We start from the raw sequence: 16,835 nt of genomic DNA, 5'->3' as shown, positions 1-16,835 counted from the left end.
GACGTCAGATCTCGAAGATCCGCTTTTCGGTGCGATGCAGGCACGCGCTGACGCCGTTGGCTTCCACCAGGTAGTTGTCGCAGATCACGGCGAACAGCTGTTCCGTCTCGTACCCGGGATGCACGGCGAGGCACATGTTCTCGGCGAGCGGCATGGTTTCGTCCTGCCTGATCAGCGGGCGTTCGACCATGTCGTAGCCCTGGCCGTGTGCGTACAGCCGCGTCTCGGGCGGCAATCCACGTTCTTGCATCCATCTGTTGTGGGCAGCATGAACTTCCGCAGGCTTCGCGCCCGGGCGGATCAGGGAGAGCGAGTAGTCCTGCGCTTCCTTGACCGATTGGAAGGCGGCCTTGAGTTCGTTGGATGCACGGCCGAGCACGATAGAACGCGCGATCTCGGTGTAGAAGCCGCCGGGGCCATTCACTTCGATCAGCAACGACAGATGATCGCCGGCCGCGAGCGTGCGTCCTTGCGCCCAGCGCGGCATGAATGGCGAGCGAATGCCGACCGGAGCAGACGCGCCGAGGAAGATGCCCTGCTCACTGCCGAGCACGAGCGCCTGGTCCTGCGCGTAAGCCGTGACGTCGATGTCGCGCAGCCCCGGTCGGATGAAGCCGAGTACCTTCTCGAACACGGAATCCTGCAACGAAGCGGCCTGGCGGATCAGCGCGGTTTCCGCCGGGCTCTTCACTGCCTTGATCCGGTCGATCTCCTCGGTGCCGTCGACGAAGGCGACGCCGGGCCCGAGCGCCTTCTCGATGTGCGAGACGAAACCATGGGGCAGTGCGCCGGGGTTAATCCAGGCGATCGTGCGACAGCCGGCAAGGCTCTCGACGGCTATCTTGGCGTCGTAGGCGGTCGTATAGCTGATCGAGGGAAAGGAGGGCGTGGTGACGAGGCGGCCGACGCCGCGGTGCAGGGGGTCACCGCCTTGCAGGTCGCGCCGATGGTCGAACGGTCCCATTTCCACGACGGTCATCCGGCCCGATGCCGGGAAGACGATGGTGCGCGGATAACCGTTGGTGGCTGGAATATCCGTGAACCATTTGACGTATCCTCCGAGCCAGTCATTGGTGTTCTGGAGGACCAACGCGTCCCAGCCGCGGGTCCGCATCACATCGCGGGCCAGCGACCAGCGCCGTTCCAGCTCCTCGTCGCCGATGCGGGTCAAGAGTCTCGCTTCGGGTGTCACCGCGATCTTCTCCCTCATGGCCTGCGGACGATGTTTTGTATGTCGTCGATGCGGCCCTCGAGATAGGCGCGCATGTTGTCGACCAGCAGCGGCAGCGCCTGCTGCGCGTAGATATCGCTCATTCCGCCGATGCGCGGAGTCATGATGACGTTGTCCATGCTCCATAGGGGATTGTCGGGCCGCGGCGGCTCTTCCGCATAGACGTCGAGCCCCGCGCCGGCGATCTTTCCGTGCTGGAGAAGACGTATTAGCGCAGTCTCATCGACGACATTGCCGCGGGCGATGTTGATGAGGATCGCGCTCTGCTTCATGGCCGAGAGCACCGCGTCGTCGATCATGTGGTGGGTCCGGGACGAGTAGGGCACCAGGACGATCAAAAAGTCCGCCTCGGCAGCCGCCTCGTGGAGGCGTGCGCGCGGGACGATGCGATCGAACCCGCGGGCCTCACTTCGGGAGTCGCTGACGCCGAGCGTCTCCATCCCGAACGCCTTGCATCGCAGGGCGACATCCTCGCTGATGGCGCCAACGCCGACCAGCACCGCCGATTTGCCCAGCAGGAGCCGTTGCGGCCGCCGTTCCCATGCCTGATGCGCCTGGTTCGCCAAGATGCCGCGCAGATTCCGCGACAATGCGATCATGTACATGAAGGCGAGCTCAGCCATTTGCGGACCATGGATGCCGCGCCCGGAGGTGACGATCAGCCCCGCCGGCAGATCCTCTAGGGTATCGAGGTGATCAGTGCCGGTGGTTAGCGCCGCAATCCAGTGCAATCGCGGCATGTCATGGATGAGCTTCTGCGAGACCTCGTGCGCAAGGGCGATCAGGATCTCGGCGTTCCCGCAAACCGCCAGGGCCTCGTCCTCCGACGTCGCCGCATGAATGTGATGGCCATGAAACTCCTGGCGCAGCCGGGTCGCATAGGTGTCGGCTTCTCGCTCGAGGATTAGGATTTCGGGCATCAGGTCACCTGCGCAAGCGCCAGCCCGCATCGCACGAGCAGCGTGACCGATCAGCGACGATTTGAACGCAAAGGATCTGGCAGTAAGCCATCTTTGACCCTCCCCACATTTACTCCAAGGGGCGCTCTTCGGCGCCTTGATGCATCTCATGTACCGGATTGCGGTATATGTGTATCATATCGTGAATATCTTCGCAAGGTCTGCGGCGCTTCTCTTTCGCGCCCGATCCAGTTACGAAAGCATCATGAAGAAGAACGTCGTCCCACGCCGCATCCCCACCGCCGAGAAGAACCAGATCCAGGTGATTTCCCGCGCGGCCGCAATCCTGCGCGTGGTCGAGGAAGAGGGGACGGGCCTTAGTCTCGGGCAGATTGCGACTCGGGTGGACTTGGCACGTTCGACTGTCCAGCGGATTGTCAACGCGCTAGTGGCCGAGGGTTTGCTTTTCGTGGCTGGGGCGGCGGGACGAGTAGTTCTCGGCCCGGCGATTCTGCGGGCTGCGCGCACCTCCGGTCCACAGTTTGCGGAAATAGCTCGTCCGCAGCTCATCAAACTTTCCGGTGATTTGCAGGAAACCGTAGACCTCGCAGCGATACGCAAGGACCGTGCTATCTTCATCGATCAGATCGTCGGCCCCCAGAGACTGCGCACCGTTTCGGCGATAGGTGAATCGTTCCCATTGTATTGCACGGCCAATGGAAAAGCGTATCTAGCAACGCTGGAGAACAGCGAGATCGAAGGTCTCTTGGGCCGCTCCTTCGAACGGCGTACCCCCACTACAATCACGAACTTGAATGACCTGTTGTCCGAACTGTCCGAAGTCCGGGCGCAAGGGTTCGCACTCGATCGGGAGGAGCACACACTTGGTATTTGCGCCGCCGGAGTGGCCGTAAAGGACCATTTGGGCAATCCTCATGCGATCTCAGTTCCGGTGCCGACCGCGAGATTTGTCGACGAGGAAGTCAATATTACAAGGCAACTGCTGAAAACGAGGACCCAGCTATTGAAGCTGGCGGAAACGAAGGGTCATCGCTGAAGCCGAACGTCGTGTTTTCGTGCAAAGATCGGCCCGGATCAGTTAGCGTTGACCAAATGCCGTCATATTGAGACTCGGACGGCTCTCTCAGGCGCCGCGCGGAGTTCGCATGCGGTTCGCCTCTTCTAGCACGATCTCGCGCAGCCACATGCTGGCGGGGTCGCTGTTGTGAAGCGCCGGCCACTGGATCGCCTCGGTGAAGGGGGGAGCGCCATCGGCAGTTCGACGATGCGAATCGGCATTGTCTTGGCGAAATGCTGCGCCAAACGTCTGTGCATCGTCGCGATGCGCTCGGTTCCGAGCACTAGGTGCGGGATCATGCTGAAGTTCTGCACGGCGACCTCGATCCGGCGCTTGATGCCGTGCTCGAGCAGAAGCCACGGCTCGATCGAAGGTTTCGAGTCCGGCCGAATTGCGCCATGACATGTCCCATCGACATATATTTCTTGGAGGTCAGCTTGCCGGACAATTGCCGGTTCGACCGGCACCCGACGCAGAGCAGACGCTCGTCAAACAGTATCTCCTTTGAGTGAGCGGGCGACATGAACATATCTCGGGAAAGACCAGCAAATCGATCTCGCCGCGCCGGATCGGCTCGTCCGGCAGATCGTCGAACTGCAACAGTTCGAAGGTGACTTGGGGAGCTCCCGCGCCACCCGCTCCACGATCCTCCTGAAGAAGACGACGGTCATGAAATCGGACAAGACGACCCGAAACTGGCGGTCGGACTTTGTGGGACCGAAGGCATCGCGTGTCGTGATCGACAATTGAATATGCAGCAGCGCGTCGCGCGTCGGTGCGGCCAAGGATTCAGCGAGCGGCGTCGGAACTAGCTCGCGCCCAAAAATGACGAAGAGATCGTCCCCGAAAAAAGTGCGCAACCGTTGCACGGCCGCGCTCATCGCCGGTTGGCTGAGATTGATGCTGCGCGCTGCTGCCGAGAGATTGCGCTCGGTCCAGAGGGCATCGAATGCGACCAGGAGATTCAGATCGAGACCATTAAAGCGCATGCCGCCTATCATCCATGAGCTGGATATGATCCATCCAAACAATCAATTGTACTAATGACAATCAATATCACTAGGGTCTCCGCCAAACAAAGGGAGGATATGGTGGCGCGGACGGAGTTCGATGTCGCCGTTATCGGCTATGGCCCGACTGACCTTACGGCGGCATCGCTGCTTGGCCAACTTGGACTCCAAGTTGTGATGATCGAGCGCTGGCAGACGCTCCATGGCCGGCCTCGGCTGACCCATATCGATGGCGAGACAGCGCGGCTGCTCAGCTTTGCTTGCGACATCAACGAGGCACTGCGGGAGTCCTCGCCGACGAGGGCAAAGGAAGTGTGATCGTGTTCGGCGGCATGAGTGGGTGGTCAACCGCCTATCGTTCGATGGCGGAGGCCCTATGCCGGCGCGGACTTGACTGTTTGCTGGTGGACGGTCCCGGGCAAGGCGAGAGCCGACTGGAAGGCGCATTTTTCGCTGATGCCGATGTGACATCCGGGTTCAGCCGCTTCGTCAATTGCATCCAGGAGCGTACGCCTGGTCAGCGCATGGGACTCTGGGGAAACAGCTATGGCGGCCTGCTCGCCGCGCTCACGGCGACGCGCGATCATCGCATTGAGGCGTGCTGCGTCAATGGCGGGCCGGTGCTGACGGAGCTGCCACCGTTCCGCACGGCCCAAGAACAGTTTGCCGCGATGTTCGGGACGTCGGAGCCCGCGGCGCTCACGAAGAGTCGCACTGCGCTTGCATTCGATGGCAAACGCGCGCCGCTCGCTTGCCCCACCCTCGTACTTGAGGATGGTGCGGACCCGCTGGTACCGCTCGGCACGCAGCGCGGCTTTCTTGTCGGCAATCGCTACTCGCTGTCGCGCGTTCAGACGTGCTCTGACGGCGAGCACACAATCTACAACCACTCCGCCGAGCGCAACGCACTGGCGGCGGACTGGTTTGCTGAGGCGCTCGCGCCGGCAGCTCGATTATGCCACCGGGAGAAACGAAATGCTCAAATCGCGCATTTTTAGTTACGAAAATTCGGTGATGGTCCTGTTGGGGCTGGCATTTGGCTTCGTTTTCTTCGACAGGCTGGCGCTCAATTTTCTCGCTCCGTTCGTCGTTCCTGAACTGCAACTCAGCAATACCCAACTTGGCGCATTGGCGGCGGCTCTCGGATTAACCTGGGCAATCTCCGGCTATGTGGTCGGGGCGCTGTCCGACTATCTCGGCAACAGGAAGTCCTTGCTGGTAGCCGCAATCCTTGTGTTTTCTGCCTGCTCGGTGATTTCCGGCTTGGCGCAATCGTTCCTGGTGCTCCTGGGCGCGCGCATGATCATGGGGATCGCTGAAGGACCCGTCCTTCCGATCGCTCAATCGATCATGGTGGCCGAATCATCCGAACATCGGCGGGGATTCAACATGGGCGTCATCCAAAATTTCGTGACGTCGATTCTGAACGGCTTTATTGCTCCGCTCGCTCTTGTCGCGATCGGTTCCGCTTACGGGTGGCGGAATGCTTTTTTCCTAGCCGGAGTTCCGGGATTCATCATTGCCATTCTCATTATGCTGTTGGTGCGAGAACCACGAAGCGCAGCCGGCATGCGGCATACAGGAGTTGTCGGCCAATCTATCGGCCTGAAAAAGCTGTTGAGTTACCGCAATATCTGGATCTGCGCGATGATCAGTTGCCTCATGGTCGCGTGGATGTTGATCCAAATGACCTTCCTGCCGATCTATCTGGTCCAGTCTCACGGTCTGACGCCCAGTGAGATGAGTGTTGCGATGGCCGCGACCGGTGTTTCATCGGCGGTCTCCGCGATTATGGTGCCGGCGTTGTCTGACCGCTTTGGCAGGCGCCCCATACTTGCACTCTTCTCGTTGGTCGGCGTGATTGCGCCGGTCGCAGCGGTGATGTTCGGCGGCCCGTTGCCTGTCCTGTACGCGCTGATGGCCGTCGGCTTCCTGTCAGTCGGCGCCAGTGCGTTGTTCATGGCGACTGTGCCTTCGGAGACGATCCCATCGGCCCATGTGGCAACCGCGCTCGGTTTCATCATGGGCGTTGGTGAGGTCGCTGGCGGTTTTGGGGGGCCTGGTCTCGCCGGCGTGGCGGCGGATGCGCTGGGCGCCTCGACCCCACTCTGGATCGCGGCCGGAGCATCCATCATTGCCAGCGGATTGGCTCTCCTTCTCGACGAAACCGCACCACGCATCGTTGGGCAAGCCAAGCCTTTGGAGGCGACGTCCACGGCCTGACCGCTGCCGTCGGTCAGGATCGGCGGAACGCCGTCTCGTAGATGCTACACGGAACCAAGACATGAAAATCCATGACTTATTCGACGTGGGCGGACGGTCGATCGTGGTGACCGGCGGCGCCTCGGGCATAGGCCTGGCGATCGCAAGGGCGCTGGCCGAGAACGGTGCACGCGTGACGATCGCGGACGTGAACTCCAATGCGTTGGAAAAGGCACTTCCACTTTTGGGAGACGACGCAGCCGCCGAACGCCTGGATGTGGTCGATCGCGGGGCTGTCGAGCGGGTGTTCGATGCGATCGATCACCATCGGAACGGCATTGATGTCGTATTTGTCAATGCAGGCATCGGCGGCGGACCCGGCTTTGCGGCTCCGAATGGCGAGCGCGGAGTCAATCACGAAGGGACGATTGACGGGTCTGCTGACGCCGAATGGAACGACGTCATCGCGATCAATCTGACCGGTGCGCGCAATACCTGCGCGGCCGCGGCACGCGTCATGAAAGCCCGCGGGAAGGGAGGGCGGATCATAGCGACCTCGTCGGCTGCTGCCATCTTGAATGCTCCATTCGTCTCGACGGCCTATCATGCGAGCAAAGCCGGGATGGCTCATATGATCCGGCAACTTGCGATCGAGCTTGCACCGCACAACATCCTGGTTAACGCCATTGCGCCGGCGAATTTCGTCACCAACATCGGAGACGGTGCAATGCAGAATCCGGCAGTGAAGGCTCTGTTCGCGCGCAATTCGTTGCTGGGTCGCGTTGCCGAGACGGAAGAAATCTGTGGCGTGGCACTTTTTCTTGCATCGGCGGCTTCCAGCTATATTACCGGTACGCAGGTTCGAGTCGATGGCGGAGCATGCCTGATAGGACCCTCATAGGTCCAGGATCACGTGCCCGACGTATCCAGCCCAACGCCTTCGCCGCGGCGGCAGAGGCGGCGTCGTACCTGCGGAGTGCAAGCGCGAGAGCTTTGGCGTCTTGAATGGATGCGTCGTCACACTGGGCTACGGCTAGGCCCCTCCCAATTTTCCGCCCGACGGCGCGGGGCCATTGTCTCTCGCCACGGGTCCGGCCTAGTCGTTGCAAAAGGCCGCCGGCGATGTAAAGTCGTCGGTATTTTCCGACTATCATTAATCCTCTTGAATTCGACGCCGAGACGATTGCTTTAAAACAAGCTTTTCCTTTGGGAGTGTCCCATGTTTGATGCCGCTACCACCGCGCTATTGCGCGCGGTCCTCGACGAGGTGTGTGAGAACGTTGCCCGTCATAAGACGGGCGCCCGCACCCATGTGGCCTCTAAAATTCTGGAAGCGGCCACCAGAGGCGAGACCTCGCTAGACGGGCTCAAGCAGGCTGGGCGAGCAGCTCTATCCGACGCTCCGACCATGTGACGGTAGTGTGCGCGAGACCTAGGTGAATTTTCAGGTCACCGTCCTCAAGATTTTGGTGAGCTATCCCGGCGGCTTCGCCGTGATGGCCGATCTCAAGCGCGACATGGCGATCCTAGCCACAAGCGGCCGCGACTGGGCCGATCGCACCAAACGCCTAGCTTCTCGCTTGCCAGATCTGGATATCTTTTCTCAGGGTCTAATCGTGCGCATGAACGGTGGGTGGCGGATCACCGATAAAGGGCGCGCTGTGTTGGAACTCATGGAAGCACGCCCTGGCGCCGCAGACGAGGCAAATGCAGAGACCACGCTCAACCAGTCCATTTCGTCAACCGAGCCGCTGCAATTCCCATTCCAGAGGAGCCGGCGCGGTCGCAAACGCCGTGAGCAAAGGCGCGCCGCCAGGCAACGTACTTCCGGCAGGTGAGACTCTGTCGAGTGCTTCAGAGCGTCCCAAGGAAGCCGAGGCGCGGAAGCGCTCTGTCGCACATTCGATCGTCGCCAGGTGGCATCGCTTTTCGGATGGACACCGCCCGCTTCGGCGTTCGGTTCGCAGGTGAAGAACGAAGATATCCGCGGTGACCCGCCTTCTTTCGCCTTCACGCTAGTCCAATTCGTCAGAGACCGACAAAGGCGAGCAGGCCGGCTGTTGTGGGGAACGAACCAGACCGTAGCCTTCCTGCCTTCCACGGTGTTGTATTCGGAATAACGGAGACAATGAGCGAGCTATTGACTACGCATAGCGGCTCCAGTGGTCCGGCTAGCAGCACGGTGCCCGAGTCGGTGAATCACGGGTTAATTTTCTGACAAATTTCGCCGCTTGCCGATCCCCCGACTCAGTCTATGACGCCTTCGTCGCACGAAAAACGCGGGTGCACGGATGCAAAGTTCGAACGACGTCGCGAGCAACGAGATACTTCGGGAGCGAGTCCTGTCCTTGCTCGTCGTGGGAGCCAGCGTGTTGGGCGGAAGCGCCGTTTTGCTCATACAGGCGTTACCACCAATACTTCATGGGTTTCCGTAAGGGCAGAAACGAATTTCGAGCGGCACATGAGCCAAGTTGCCGCGAAGAAGTGTCCAATAAAACGTCCAACAAAGCGTCCAACAAGAAAATCGACCAATCAGCTTAAGTAATTGAAATTACAAAGAAAAATTTAAAGTAATATTTGCGTCGGAGCGCTTCACCCGCTCCAATCATCCCCGGAATAGTCTAGTCTCGCGATCGATGTGCCGATCGGACGGCCATGCCGCCGCAACGCGGACAGGACACGGAATGACCACGCCATCCATCGAAGTCCGCCGCCTGCTGGCGGCCGACGCCGCGCTCTATCGCGACATCCGTCTCGAGGCGCTGCGGCTCAGTCCCGAGGCGTTCGGCAGTGCGTATGAGACGGAGAGCGTGCACCCGGTCGAATCGTTTGCGGAGCGGCTCGCGCATGGGGCGGTGATCCTCGGCGCGTTTTGGGATGGTGAACTCGCCGGCATCGTCGGCTTCTTCGCGGCGGAAGGGCCGAAGCGGCAGCACAGGGGCATGCTGGTCGGGATGTATGTGCGGCAGCAGGCGCGGCGCGCAGGCATCGGCCGCCGTCTGGTCGAAGCCGCGCTCGAGCTCGCCGCGCAATCGGTCGAGCTGGTGCAACTCGCCGTAGTGAAGGGCAACGAGCCGGCCGTCCGGCTCTACGAAAGCATGGGCTTCGTCGCGTACGGGCTGGAGACGCATGCGCTGAAGATCGACGGCCGCTACTACGACGACATCCTGATGGCGAAACATCTGGTCAGTCACGGCTGACGTCGGTCAATCGGTTATTTGACCAGCACGCTCGACGACTGCTGCAGCCGCTGCCAGACCAGGGCCGCGCCATGGCGGGATATCCAGGAGAATAAAATCCTCGGCGCGCGTATCCGAGTGGCATCGGATTTATCGCTTCCAGGTTGTATTGGCGCCGGTGTCACGCTAATCAATGAATTTCCATCATAAGGTGATGCGTGCCAGACCGGTTGCAGACGACAGATCGGGCTGCGCCGCGCACGTCAACTACCGCGAAGCTCGCCGTCAAACGAACGTCCGTTGGAAGAAGAATGGGTGATGGCCGGCCATTTCCTGGAATGACACCTTCCCTAGCGCGCGCATGATTGCCGCAACATCAATTTGAGAACGCCTCTACGCCGATTTCGCTTCGATCAGCAACGCAGGTTTTAATCCACGTCGCAGGGAGCCAGGCATGATCACCACACCACCAAAACCCCGGCCGTACACCCACACGGAAATCGGCGCCCTTCCGATGGGCACCCACGATTATCTATTCGCCGTGACGCAATGGATTGCCCCGTCTTCAACGACTGTTCAGGCTGAAATTCAGGGTGATCCAAAGATCTTCAGCGCCGTCTCGATCACCGCATCGACGCTGACTTTGCAGAAGGTCGATCCCGTGGATGTGCCATCACATACGCCGCCGACATACGATTGGGTCGGCGAGCCGGCCGGTTCGTCGAACGGCGCGCCGCTGACCGTCGCTGCGGGGAGCATGATCACTGTGTCCGTCTCCGTGACTCTTCCGGTCGGGACGGCACCGGGTCCGTTTGCCGCCAAGTTGATCATTGGCGGCGATCCCTTTGCCACCAACCTGTCCCTCACCGGAACTTGCTTAGGGGTCGATCCGAATTCCGTTATCGGCCGCAAATACGCTGCCTTGGGTGGCCAGAGCTTCCTTGGTAACCCGCTCGGGCTGCCGCAAGATCTGCCGAACGGTCTTGGCACGATGATGCGGTTCGAGAACGGCGCGATATGGCAGGTGTCGCCGACCGACGCATTTTTCATCGGCAATCCGATCCTCGCCAAGTGGATGGACAAGTCGGTCACCGACGACAACATCCAGCAGATCCTCGGCGTGCCGGTCGAGGACACCTTTGCGACAGCGGAGGCAGGGTTTGCCCAGCGTTTCAAGGGGGGCCTCATTGTCGCGCGGCCGGGCAACCGGTCTTTCGTGGTGTATGGGGCGATCTGGATCTGTTACCAGGGTCTTGGCGACGTGCGCGCGCCCGGCCTTATGCCGGCGCTCGGCTGGCCAACCTACGATGAGATGGGTTGGGAAGGTGGCCGTCTATCACCGTTCGATCAGGGTGAGATTCATTACTCAGGTACGACGGGCGCGCACGAGATGCACGGCGCAATTCTCGCACGCTGGAAATCGGCAAATCTCATCAAGACACTTGGCCGCCCGACGAGCGATGAGCTGGTCGCTGCCGATGGCGTCGGTCGTTACTCACGCTTCGAGCACGGCATCATCGCATGGGCAGCCCCGTTCGGCGCTTTTGAAGTGCCTGGCGCGCTCTCCTCGACCTGGGAGAACGCTCGGATGATGGATGGATGGCTTGAGTACCCGACCGCCGTCACGCAACGTGCTAATCCGCCGGGGTCTTCAAAGGTTGGTACGCTTGTTCGATTCCAGTACGGCTCTGGCTATCTGCTCGACGACGACGAAGTTATCGTCATCCCGGACGAAAAAACCTTTTCAGCCCAGATCCTGACTCCTGCGGGAACCGCGCTTGGGGGAAACGTCGCGCTGACGGTCCGGAGCAACTCCACTTGGGACTTCGCCTGCCACATGCACGACAGTGGCGCCGATGACTACAGTTTCACGGTCCGGGTGATGTTGACGACGCCGAACGGCGTCGCCCTGGCGTTGCAGGCCAACGGTTCGATTCAAGGGCACATCATAGGCGGGGGCGGCCGCGACTTCCATCACGCGGAATCGAACACGATCTCGGATTCCGCGCAGGTTGCGGATCTGCAATTGAAGCAACAGGTCATCTTTCTCCAGGACCATTGGCCGGACATCGCCGAAGCGAATTTCTCGGTGATGCACGCCTACAAGGATATGGGCATCCTTGGCGACGTCGAGGCGGCAGTGAACGACATTGCAGGCTGGCTCGTCGGCGCGGCGGTCGGTGGGCCTGCACTGGCCAGCATCGTCCTTATCGGGAGTGTCCTGGGAAGACATCTCGGCGTTCGCGTCGTCGGACCAGGCGGGCTCGTGGGAGTCGTTGTCGCGGGAGCATCCGTGCTTTTCCTGGGCCCGCTCGGCTTCACGGTGGGCATGTTGGCAGGCGTCGTCGGCGCAGTCGCCATCAAGCATCGTACCATGACGGATGACGAGTACCGGTTCGCGAACCGGATCTTCAAAGGAACGCTGCCTCCGCAAGACCAAATTATCCTCACCAACGTGGCCGCGCCCGGTGCTCATGGCGACGGTGGCGGCAGATTCACCGTGCCCAACATTGACGGCTCGATCCTCGTCAATCTCGGCGACGCATGTTTCCAGAACCCCATGGGGTGGGCCGGTACGTCATACTACAAGCGTGCGGGCCAGGTTTTCATTCACGAGCTGACGCACGTTTGGCAAATCTATCACCGCAGCTCCGTCGGGGTGCTTTGCGACTATGTCACGCGGCGGCGCGCCAGCGTGGGGTCGGACGTTTACGCCTACGGCAAACCGGACATTCCATTCCATAAGTTCGGCCTCGAGCAGCAGGCGCACATCGTCGACGATTGGTACGGTGGCACCCGTTCCGCCCAATATGGTCACAGCTCGAATATGGGCCTGCCGGAGAACCTCCAGGATCCGTTCTTCCACTACATTGCCAACAATATTTGGCTTGGAGATCCGGGATAGCGCGCTTCGCGGGATTCAAGGAGCGTTTCGAACTGACAGGGCAGATGCGGGCGGAAGCGCCTGATTGGCATCCGGGTCGACACGCTCGCGCGCCGATCCGCGGGCGGCCGCGCCGGCGCGAAATCGGCCGTTGCGGAGAGGCTCGCGAGGGACCAATGTTCCGGCGAGGGAGTTTTGGTCGCGTGCCATGACGGAATGGTATTTCATCTGGATTGACGGACCGCGCGGACCCGAGCCGCAGAAATGGTCGTCGGATGCGCTGTGGGGGCAGGTGGCGCGTCAGGACATCATTGTCCGTTTTCCGCTGAGCGATCGCGAGGCCACCTTGTCGCTCGACCAGCTGGCGCGCTTGCATCCGGTGCCGCAGTGAGCTGCGCCGCAGAACCATGCGGCTGCCTCACACCACCAGCCGTCCTTCGCGCTCCGCGACGGCGATCTGCGCTTCGGTCCCCGAATTGAAATCGAGCCGGTCGGCCTCGATGCCGTCACTGAAGATCACGCCATTCTCCGGCATCAGCGAGCGCACGCTGAGGCGCTCGGCGCGGTCGAGGCTGCCGCAGACCAGCGTGACCTGCGAGGTGCGGCTCGGAAACGGCTCGCGCACCGCAAAGCGCAGCGCGCCGGCGTCCCATGCCTGCGGCAGATAGGGCGGGCCGTCGCTGCCGCCGCCGAAGGCGCCGGCGATCGCGAGCGAGCCGGTGACGATGCTCTTGAACCAGGCGGTCGAGCCGAGCCCGGTCGCGACGATCAGGCCGCTCGAGGACTGCCGCTCCTTCTGCCCGGCGAGCGCGATCTCATAGACGGCCGACGTATGCGTGCGCGCGCCGATGAAGAGGTCGTTGACGGCGTAGAGCACCTGGCCGTTGGTGAGTTCGGCTTTCGCCATCGTCACCGCCTTGTGGCCGCGCCTGTCGGAAGCGACCTCGCGCAGCAGGGTAGGGAGGTCATGCGGCACGAAGGGCAGCAGGATGCCGTCGTAACGCCTGGCATCCGGGTTGAGCCCGATCAGCGGATGGCCGTCGAGATATTTCATCGTGTTGGCGACGACGCCGTCCTGGCCGAGCGCCACCACGATGTCGGACGGGCCGAAGATGAAGTTCGGCAAAAAACTCCGGTCGATGATCTGGTAGCGGCCCCATTGCTCCAGCGCCTGCACGGTGACGCGGCGCTCGGCCTGATAGACATCGTGCTCGCGCTGGTAGTCGGAGAAGTCGGCGCCGAGATGCTCGACATAGAAGCGGGCCTGCGCCGCCGTCAGGTATTTCGCGATCAGCTCCTCGAGCCGCGTCTTGCGGGTGACGAGGACGATCTTGCGGTCATTGTCGGCGGGCACGGGGGGCCTCCACGGCGGCGGGCTTGTCCAGCAGCGTGTTGAGCAGGTCGGGCGAGACGTTGAGCTGGCCGATCTTCTCGGCCTTTTCGGCGATGCCGCTGAAGGCCTGCGCGATCAGCTGTCCCGGCTGCATGCCGGCAGACGCCAGCGCCTGGATCACGCGGGTGTCGACGCCCTCGAATATCTTCATCAGCGCGCCGACGCGATAGGCCTCGGCGTCCGCCAGCGTGCGGGTGTTCTCGGCGTTGAGGCCGACGAAGTCCTTGCGCTTGCTCTCCAGCGTGATGTCGGCGACCATGCCGGCCTCGCGCAGCTCGGCCTGCTTGGCCGCGACGCTCGCCTCAGCATCCATCTGGGTCTCCCGGATCGAACGCTTCTTCTGCTCGACCGCGATCTCGGTGTCGAGCTCGCTCTCGCGGATCGCGCGTTCCTGCTCCACGGCAAAATTGCGCCGCGCGAAGATCGCTTCGTCCGCGCTCTTGAGGATCGCCTCGCGCGCCTCGGCCTCCAGCGCTTTGGCGGTGTCCGGCGTCGGCTTGACGCCGCGGATCGAGACGCCGAGGATTTCGAGGCCGAGCGAGGCGATATCGGCGCGGCCGCGCAGTCCGCCCTCGATCAGGCCGGCGATGCGATCGGCGGCCTGTAACGCTTCCTTCAAGGTCAACTCCTTGACCGCCTGCTGCGCCAGCACCTCGACGGTCGCCAGAATCCGCTGCGGCAGCTTCTCCGGGTCGTCGGACTCATAGGTCTTGCCGTCGGCCTTGAGCGTGAAGTTGAGCATCGCGGCGGCCTTCTGCGGCTCGCTGATCCGGTAGGTGACATGGCCCTGAATGGTCAGCGCCTGAAAGTCGCGCGCGCTCTGCTGGAAGATGAAGGCGGCGTCGCGGCTGCCGATCGGGACCGCGACCAGCGAGGTGACCGGCCCATAGTAGAAGCCGGACAGGCCGGCGCCCTGCTGGGTCACCGCGCCGCCGCGGTATTTCATGAGATAGGTGGTCGGCTGGGCCTTGATGAAGCGAAGTCCGAACATGACGGATACTCCTTAATAAGTGTGTCTGAACAACTAATATAGTTGGACTGTACAACTAAGTATGCTATTGTCAAGCCGGGACGCGAAAAGGTTCACGCCAGCGAAGCGGTTTCGAGCGAACTGGACGCCGGTTCGCGTGAAGACGACGCGTCATGACCAGAACCTCGAAGGAGTGGGGAAGAGCATGCCCGAGAAGCCGGAACTCGACTTTCCGCGGCCGCTGACGACGGTCGACGTCGTCATTTTCGCTATTCGGTCAGACGCGCTCCAGGTCCTGCTGGTTCAACGGCCAAGGGCGGAAGGCGAGCCGTTTCCAGGATCTTGGGCGCTGCCGGGCGGCTTCGTCGACATCGCCGGCGACCGCGACCTCGAAGCCTGCGCGGCGCGCAAGCTGAAGGACAAGACCGGCGTGGTCAGTCCGTATCTTGAGCAGCTCGGCAGCTGGGGCAGTGCCACGCGGGATCCGCGTGGCTGGTCTGCGACGCACGCCTATTTCGCATTGCTGCCGGAGCACGCCGCCGGCGGCGCGCTGGCCGCGGATGCGCAATGGTTCGCGGTGGAGGGCGAGAAGGTGAGGCCGAAGCTTGCCTTCGATCACGCCGAGATCCTGCACGCAGCCGTGCAGCGTTTGCGCAGCAAGGTCGAGTACACCTCGCTGCCCGCCTACCTGATGCCGCCGGAATTCACGCTGCCGGAATTGCAGCGCACTTACGAGATCGTGCTCGATCGTGCGCTGGAGAAGAGCGCCTTCCGCACCCGCATGCTCGCCGCCGACCTGATCGAGCCGGTCGCCAGGATGCGCAAGGGGCCGAACCGGCCGGCGCAGCTGTACCGGTTGAAGAGGGCCAAGGCGCCGGTGTTCTTCGCGCGGACGTTCAATCCACCGGGCTGAACGTCAGACCGAGAGATCGAAGCCGGGCGTTGCGACGCCAGGAAGGAACAAGGCAGGGAACGGCCGTCGCGGCACAAAACCACCACGGCGATGCGCAACGTCTCGTTCGCATAATGGAGGCGCGGCGCGATGCCGGCTCTCCAGGGCAATCCTGAGCGAAACATATTGATACGGATTGCGCAGCGGGACCGGCGCGCCGTCGATTCGGAGGAGATAATAATTCTCGCCGCGTGCATCGATCGGGAACAATTGTCCCGACGTTGCGCCATCCGAGACGATGTGATGGCGTCGGCCGCTGCGGTGCCGATCACCTGATGCAGTGCGGCATGTGTTGCGTCGCGCTCTAGCGGCGCTCGTTATCGAGAGCACGCATGCACAAGAAGGCAGCATGGCCGCCATGCGTGCCGAAAATTGCATTGAAGCAGCGTTCTCGATGTATTGCTGGCAGCCCACGATGAAGCGTGAAACAATGCTGCAAAAATCATGTCGGGAGAAAACTTGATGCCGTTCGAGCGGGAGTTGCATTGCGCCGTTGCGTGCAGAAACCTCAAGTGCAACTCCGTCAAGTATAGGTCTTGGATCGCGTTGCCATTATTCTGCCTGATCAGCGCGTTCGGAGTAATGCATAACGCCGTCGCGAACGAATCCCTGCAGATTGTGGATGCGCGCGTACCGGCGGTCGACAAAGCGGGCGGGGACCTTCCCTTGACGATGACGATCAAGAACGAGGCCGACAGCGCCGACGCGCTGCTCCGTGTCCGCTGCCCGGTCGCCAATTTTTCCGAGCGTCATATCGTCGATCGCGGTGAAGGCGCGCCCGCGATGCGCTCGATATCCAATATACCAGTCCCGGCCAAGACATCGCTCGAGCTCAAGCGCGACGGCTATCACGTCATGCTGCTGCAGTTGCGTCAGGCACTCGCGCCCGGCGAGACCTTCAAATGCGCGGTCGTTTTTCAGAAAGCAGGCACCATCGAGACGGAGGTACAGGTCCAGAAGTGACCCAAGTTTAGTGACCAGGAATGCGGCGAATGGCACAGCCATGCGCCGGGACTCAAGGCTTCTCGCGAGACTGT

The 16,835-nt window shown here is 61.7% G+C and carries 17 protein-coding genes and 1 pseudogene; 12 read left to right on the top strand and 6 right to left on the bottom strand.

All coding sequences use genetic code 11. The features are described 5' to 3' along the window. Nucleotides 1-4: 4 nt before the first annotated feature. Together BI327_RS03170 and BI327_RS03165 are read right to left on the bottom strand one after the other, a co-directional pair. Nucleotides 5-1,192, bottom strand: coding sequence for a M24 family metallopeptidase (locus BI327_RS03170; protein ID WP_159450400.1), 1,188 nt, complete (start codon nucleotides 1,190-1,192; stop codon nucleotides 5-7). A gap of 14 nt (nucleotides 1,193-1,206) precedes the next feature. Beyond that, entirely contained in the window at nucleotides 1,207-2,301 is a 1,095-nt protein-coding gene (locus BI327_RS03165) for a D-2-hydroxyacid dehydrogenase (RefSeq protein WP_083741898.1), read from the bottom strand. Nucleotides 2,302-2,395: 94 nt separating this feature from the next. Between BI327_RS03165 and BI327_RS03160 the strand changes: the two genes are divergently transcribed. Then, on the top strand, nucleotides 2,396-3,187 hold the full coding sequence (locus BI327_RS03160; protein ID WP_076859145.1) for an IclR family transcriptional regulator: 792 nt from the start codon (nucleotides 2,396-2,398) through the stop codon (nucleotides 3,185-3,187). Nucleotides 3,188-3,274: 87 nt separating this feature from the next. Here BI327_RS03160 and BI327_RS03155 read toward each other — a convergent pair. Further along, a pseudogene (locus BI327_RS03155) lies at nucleotides 3,275-4,197 on the bottom strand (LysR family transcriptional regulator). Nucleotides 4,198-4,251: 54 nt separating this feature from the next. Between BI327_RS03155 and BI327_RS03150 the strand changes: the two are divergent. From BI327_RS03150 to BI327_RS03110, 9 genes are all read left to right on the top strand, one after another. Continuing rightward, nucleotides 4,252-4,536, top strand: a complete 285-nt coding sequence (locus BI327_RS03150) for an FAD-dependent monooxygenase (RefSeq protein WP_076858313.1) — start codon at nucleotides 4,252-4,254, stop codon at nucleotides 4,534-4,536. Beyond that, nucleotides 4,533-5,216 carry an alpha/beta hydrolase family protein gene (locus BI327_RS03145; RefSeq protein ID WP_076858312.1) on the top strand — a complete coding sequence of 228 codons (684 nt, stop codon included), beginning with the start codon at nucleotides 4,533-4,535 and terminating at the stop codon, nucleotides 5,214-5,216. Before BI327_RS03150 ends, BI327_RS03145 begins: the two co-directional genes overlap by 4 nt. Beyond that, nucleotides 5,194-6,441 (top strand): MFS transporter, encoded by a 1,248-nt coding sequence (locus BI327_RS03140; RefSeq protein ID WP_076858311.1) that lies wholly within the window; start codon nucleotides 5,194-5,196, stop codon nucleotides 6,439-6,441. Before BI327_RS03145 ends, BI327_RS03140 begins: the two co-directional genes overlap by 23 nt. 61 nt (nucleotides 6,442-6,502) lie before the next feature. Then, nucleotides 6,503-7,321, top strand: coding sequence for an SDR family NAD(P)-dependent oxidoreductase (locus BI327_RS03135; protein WP_076858310.1), 819 nt, complete (start codon nucleotides 6,503-6,505; stop codon nucleotides 7,319-7,321). Nucleotides 7,322-7,639: 318 nt separating this feature from the next. After that, entirely contained in the window at nucleotides 7,640-7,834 is a 195-nt protein-coding gene (locus BI327_RS03130) for a hypothetical protein (RefSeq protein ID WP_076858309.1), read from the top strand. A gap of 22 nt (nucleotides 7,835-7,856) precedes the next feature. Continuing rightward, on the top strand, nucleotides 7,857-8,258 hold the full coding sequence (locus tag BI327_RS03125) for a hypothetical protein (RefSeq protein WP_076858308.1): 402 nt from the start codon (nucleotides 7,857-7,859) through the stop codon (nucleotides 8,256-8,258). An 846-nt stretch (nucleotides 8,259-9,104) separates the two neighbouring features. Beyond that, entirely contained in the window at nucleotides 9,105-9,620 is a 516-nt protein-coding gene (locus tag BI327_RS03120; protein ID WP_076858307.1) for a GNAT family N-acetyltransferase, read from the top strand. Nucleotides 9,621-10,053: 433 nt separating this feature from the next. Next, on the top strand, nucleotides 10,054-12,504 hold the full coding sequence (locus BI327_RS03115) for an LGFP repeat-containing protein (protein ID WP_083741896.1): 2,451 nt from the start codon (nucleotides 10,054-10,056) through the stop codon (nucleotides 12,502-12,504). Nucleotides 12,505-12,691: 187 nt separating this feature from the next. Beyond that, on the top strand, nucleotides 12,692-12,874 hold the full coding sequence (locus BI327_RS03110; protein ID WP_076858305.1) for a hypothetical protein: 183 nt from the start codon (nucleotides 12,692-12,694) through the stop codon (nucleotides 12,872-12,874). Nucleotides 12,875-12,901: 27 nt separating this feature from the next. Here the strand turns inward: BI327_RS03110 and BI327_RS03105 are convergent, their stop codons facing one another. Together BI327_RS03105 and BI327_RS03100 are read right to left on the bottom strand one after the other, a co-directional pair. After that, a complete protein-coding gene (locus tag BI327_RS03105; protein ID WP_076858304.1) occupies nucleotides 12,902-13,837 on the bottom strand; it encodes a sugar kinase in 936 nt (311 codons plus the stop codon). Next, entirely contained in the window at nucleotides 13,821-14,867 is a 1,047-nt protein-coding gene (locus tag BI327_RS03100) for an SPFH domain-containing protein (RefSeq protein ID WP_076858303.1), read from the bottom strand. The genes BI327_RS03105 and BI327_RS03100 overlap by 17 nt, the downstream gene beginning before the upstream one ends. Nucleotides 14,868-15,051: 184 nt before the next feature. Between BI327_RS03100 and BI327_RS03095 the strand changes: the two genes are divergently transcribed. Further along, nucleotides 15,052-15,759, top strand: coding sequence for an NUDIX hydrolase (locus BI327_RS03095; protein ID WP_076858302.1), 708 nt, complete (start codon nucleotides 15,052-15,054; stop codon nucleotides 15,757-15,759). 3 nt (nucleotides 15,760-15,762) lie between these two features. Here BI327_RS03095 and BI327_RS41465 read toward each other — a convergent pair whose 3' ends face one another. Next, nucleotides 15,763-16,284 (bottom strand): hypothetical protein, encoded by a 522-nt coding sequence (locus BI327_RS41465; RefSeq protein ID WP_143271521.1) that lies wholly within the window; start codon nucleotides 16,282-16,284, stop codon nucleotides 15,763-15,765. On the opposite strand from BI327_RS41465, the gene BI327_RS03085 reads away from it, so the two are divergent. After that, complete coding sequence (locus BI327_RS03085) at nucleotides 16,261-16,761, top strand: copper chaperone PCu(A)C (RefSeq protein WP_245334695.1); 501 nt, start codon at nucleotides 16,261-16,263, stop codon at nucleotides 16,759-16,761. The genes BI327_RS41465 and BI327_RS03085 overlap by 24 nt on opposite strands. The last annotated feature ends 74 nt before the right edge of the window (nucleotides 16,762-16,835 follow it).

The organism is Bradyrhizobium mercantei, from assembly GCF_001982635.1.
GTDB lineage: Bacteria > Pseudomonadota > Alphaproteobacteria > Rhizobiales > Xanthobacteraceae > Bradyrhizobium > Bradyrhizobium mercantei.
The sequence above is the reverse complement of the archived record's forward strand: the minus strand, read 5'-3'. Positions and strand labels throughout refer to the sequence as shown.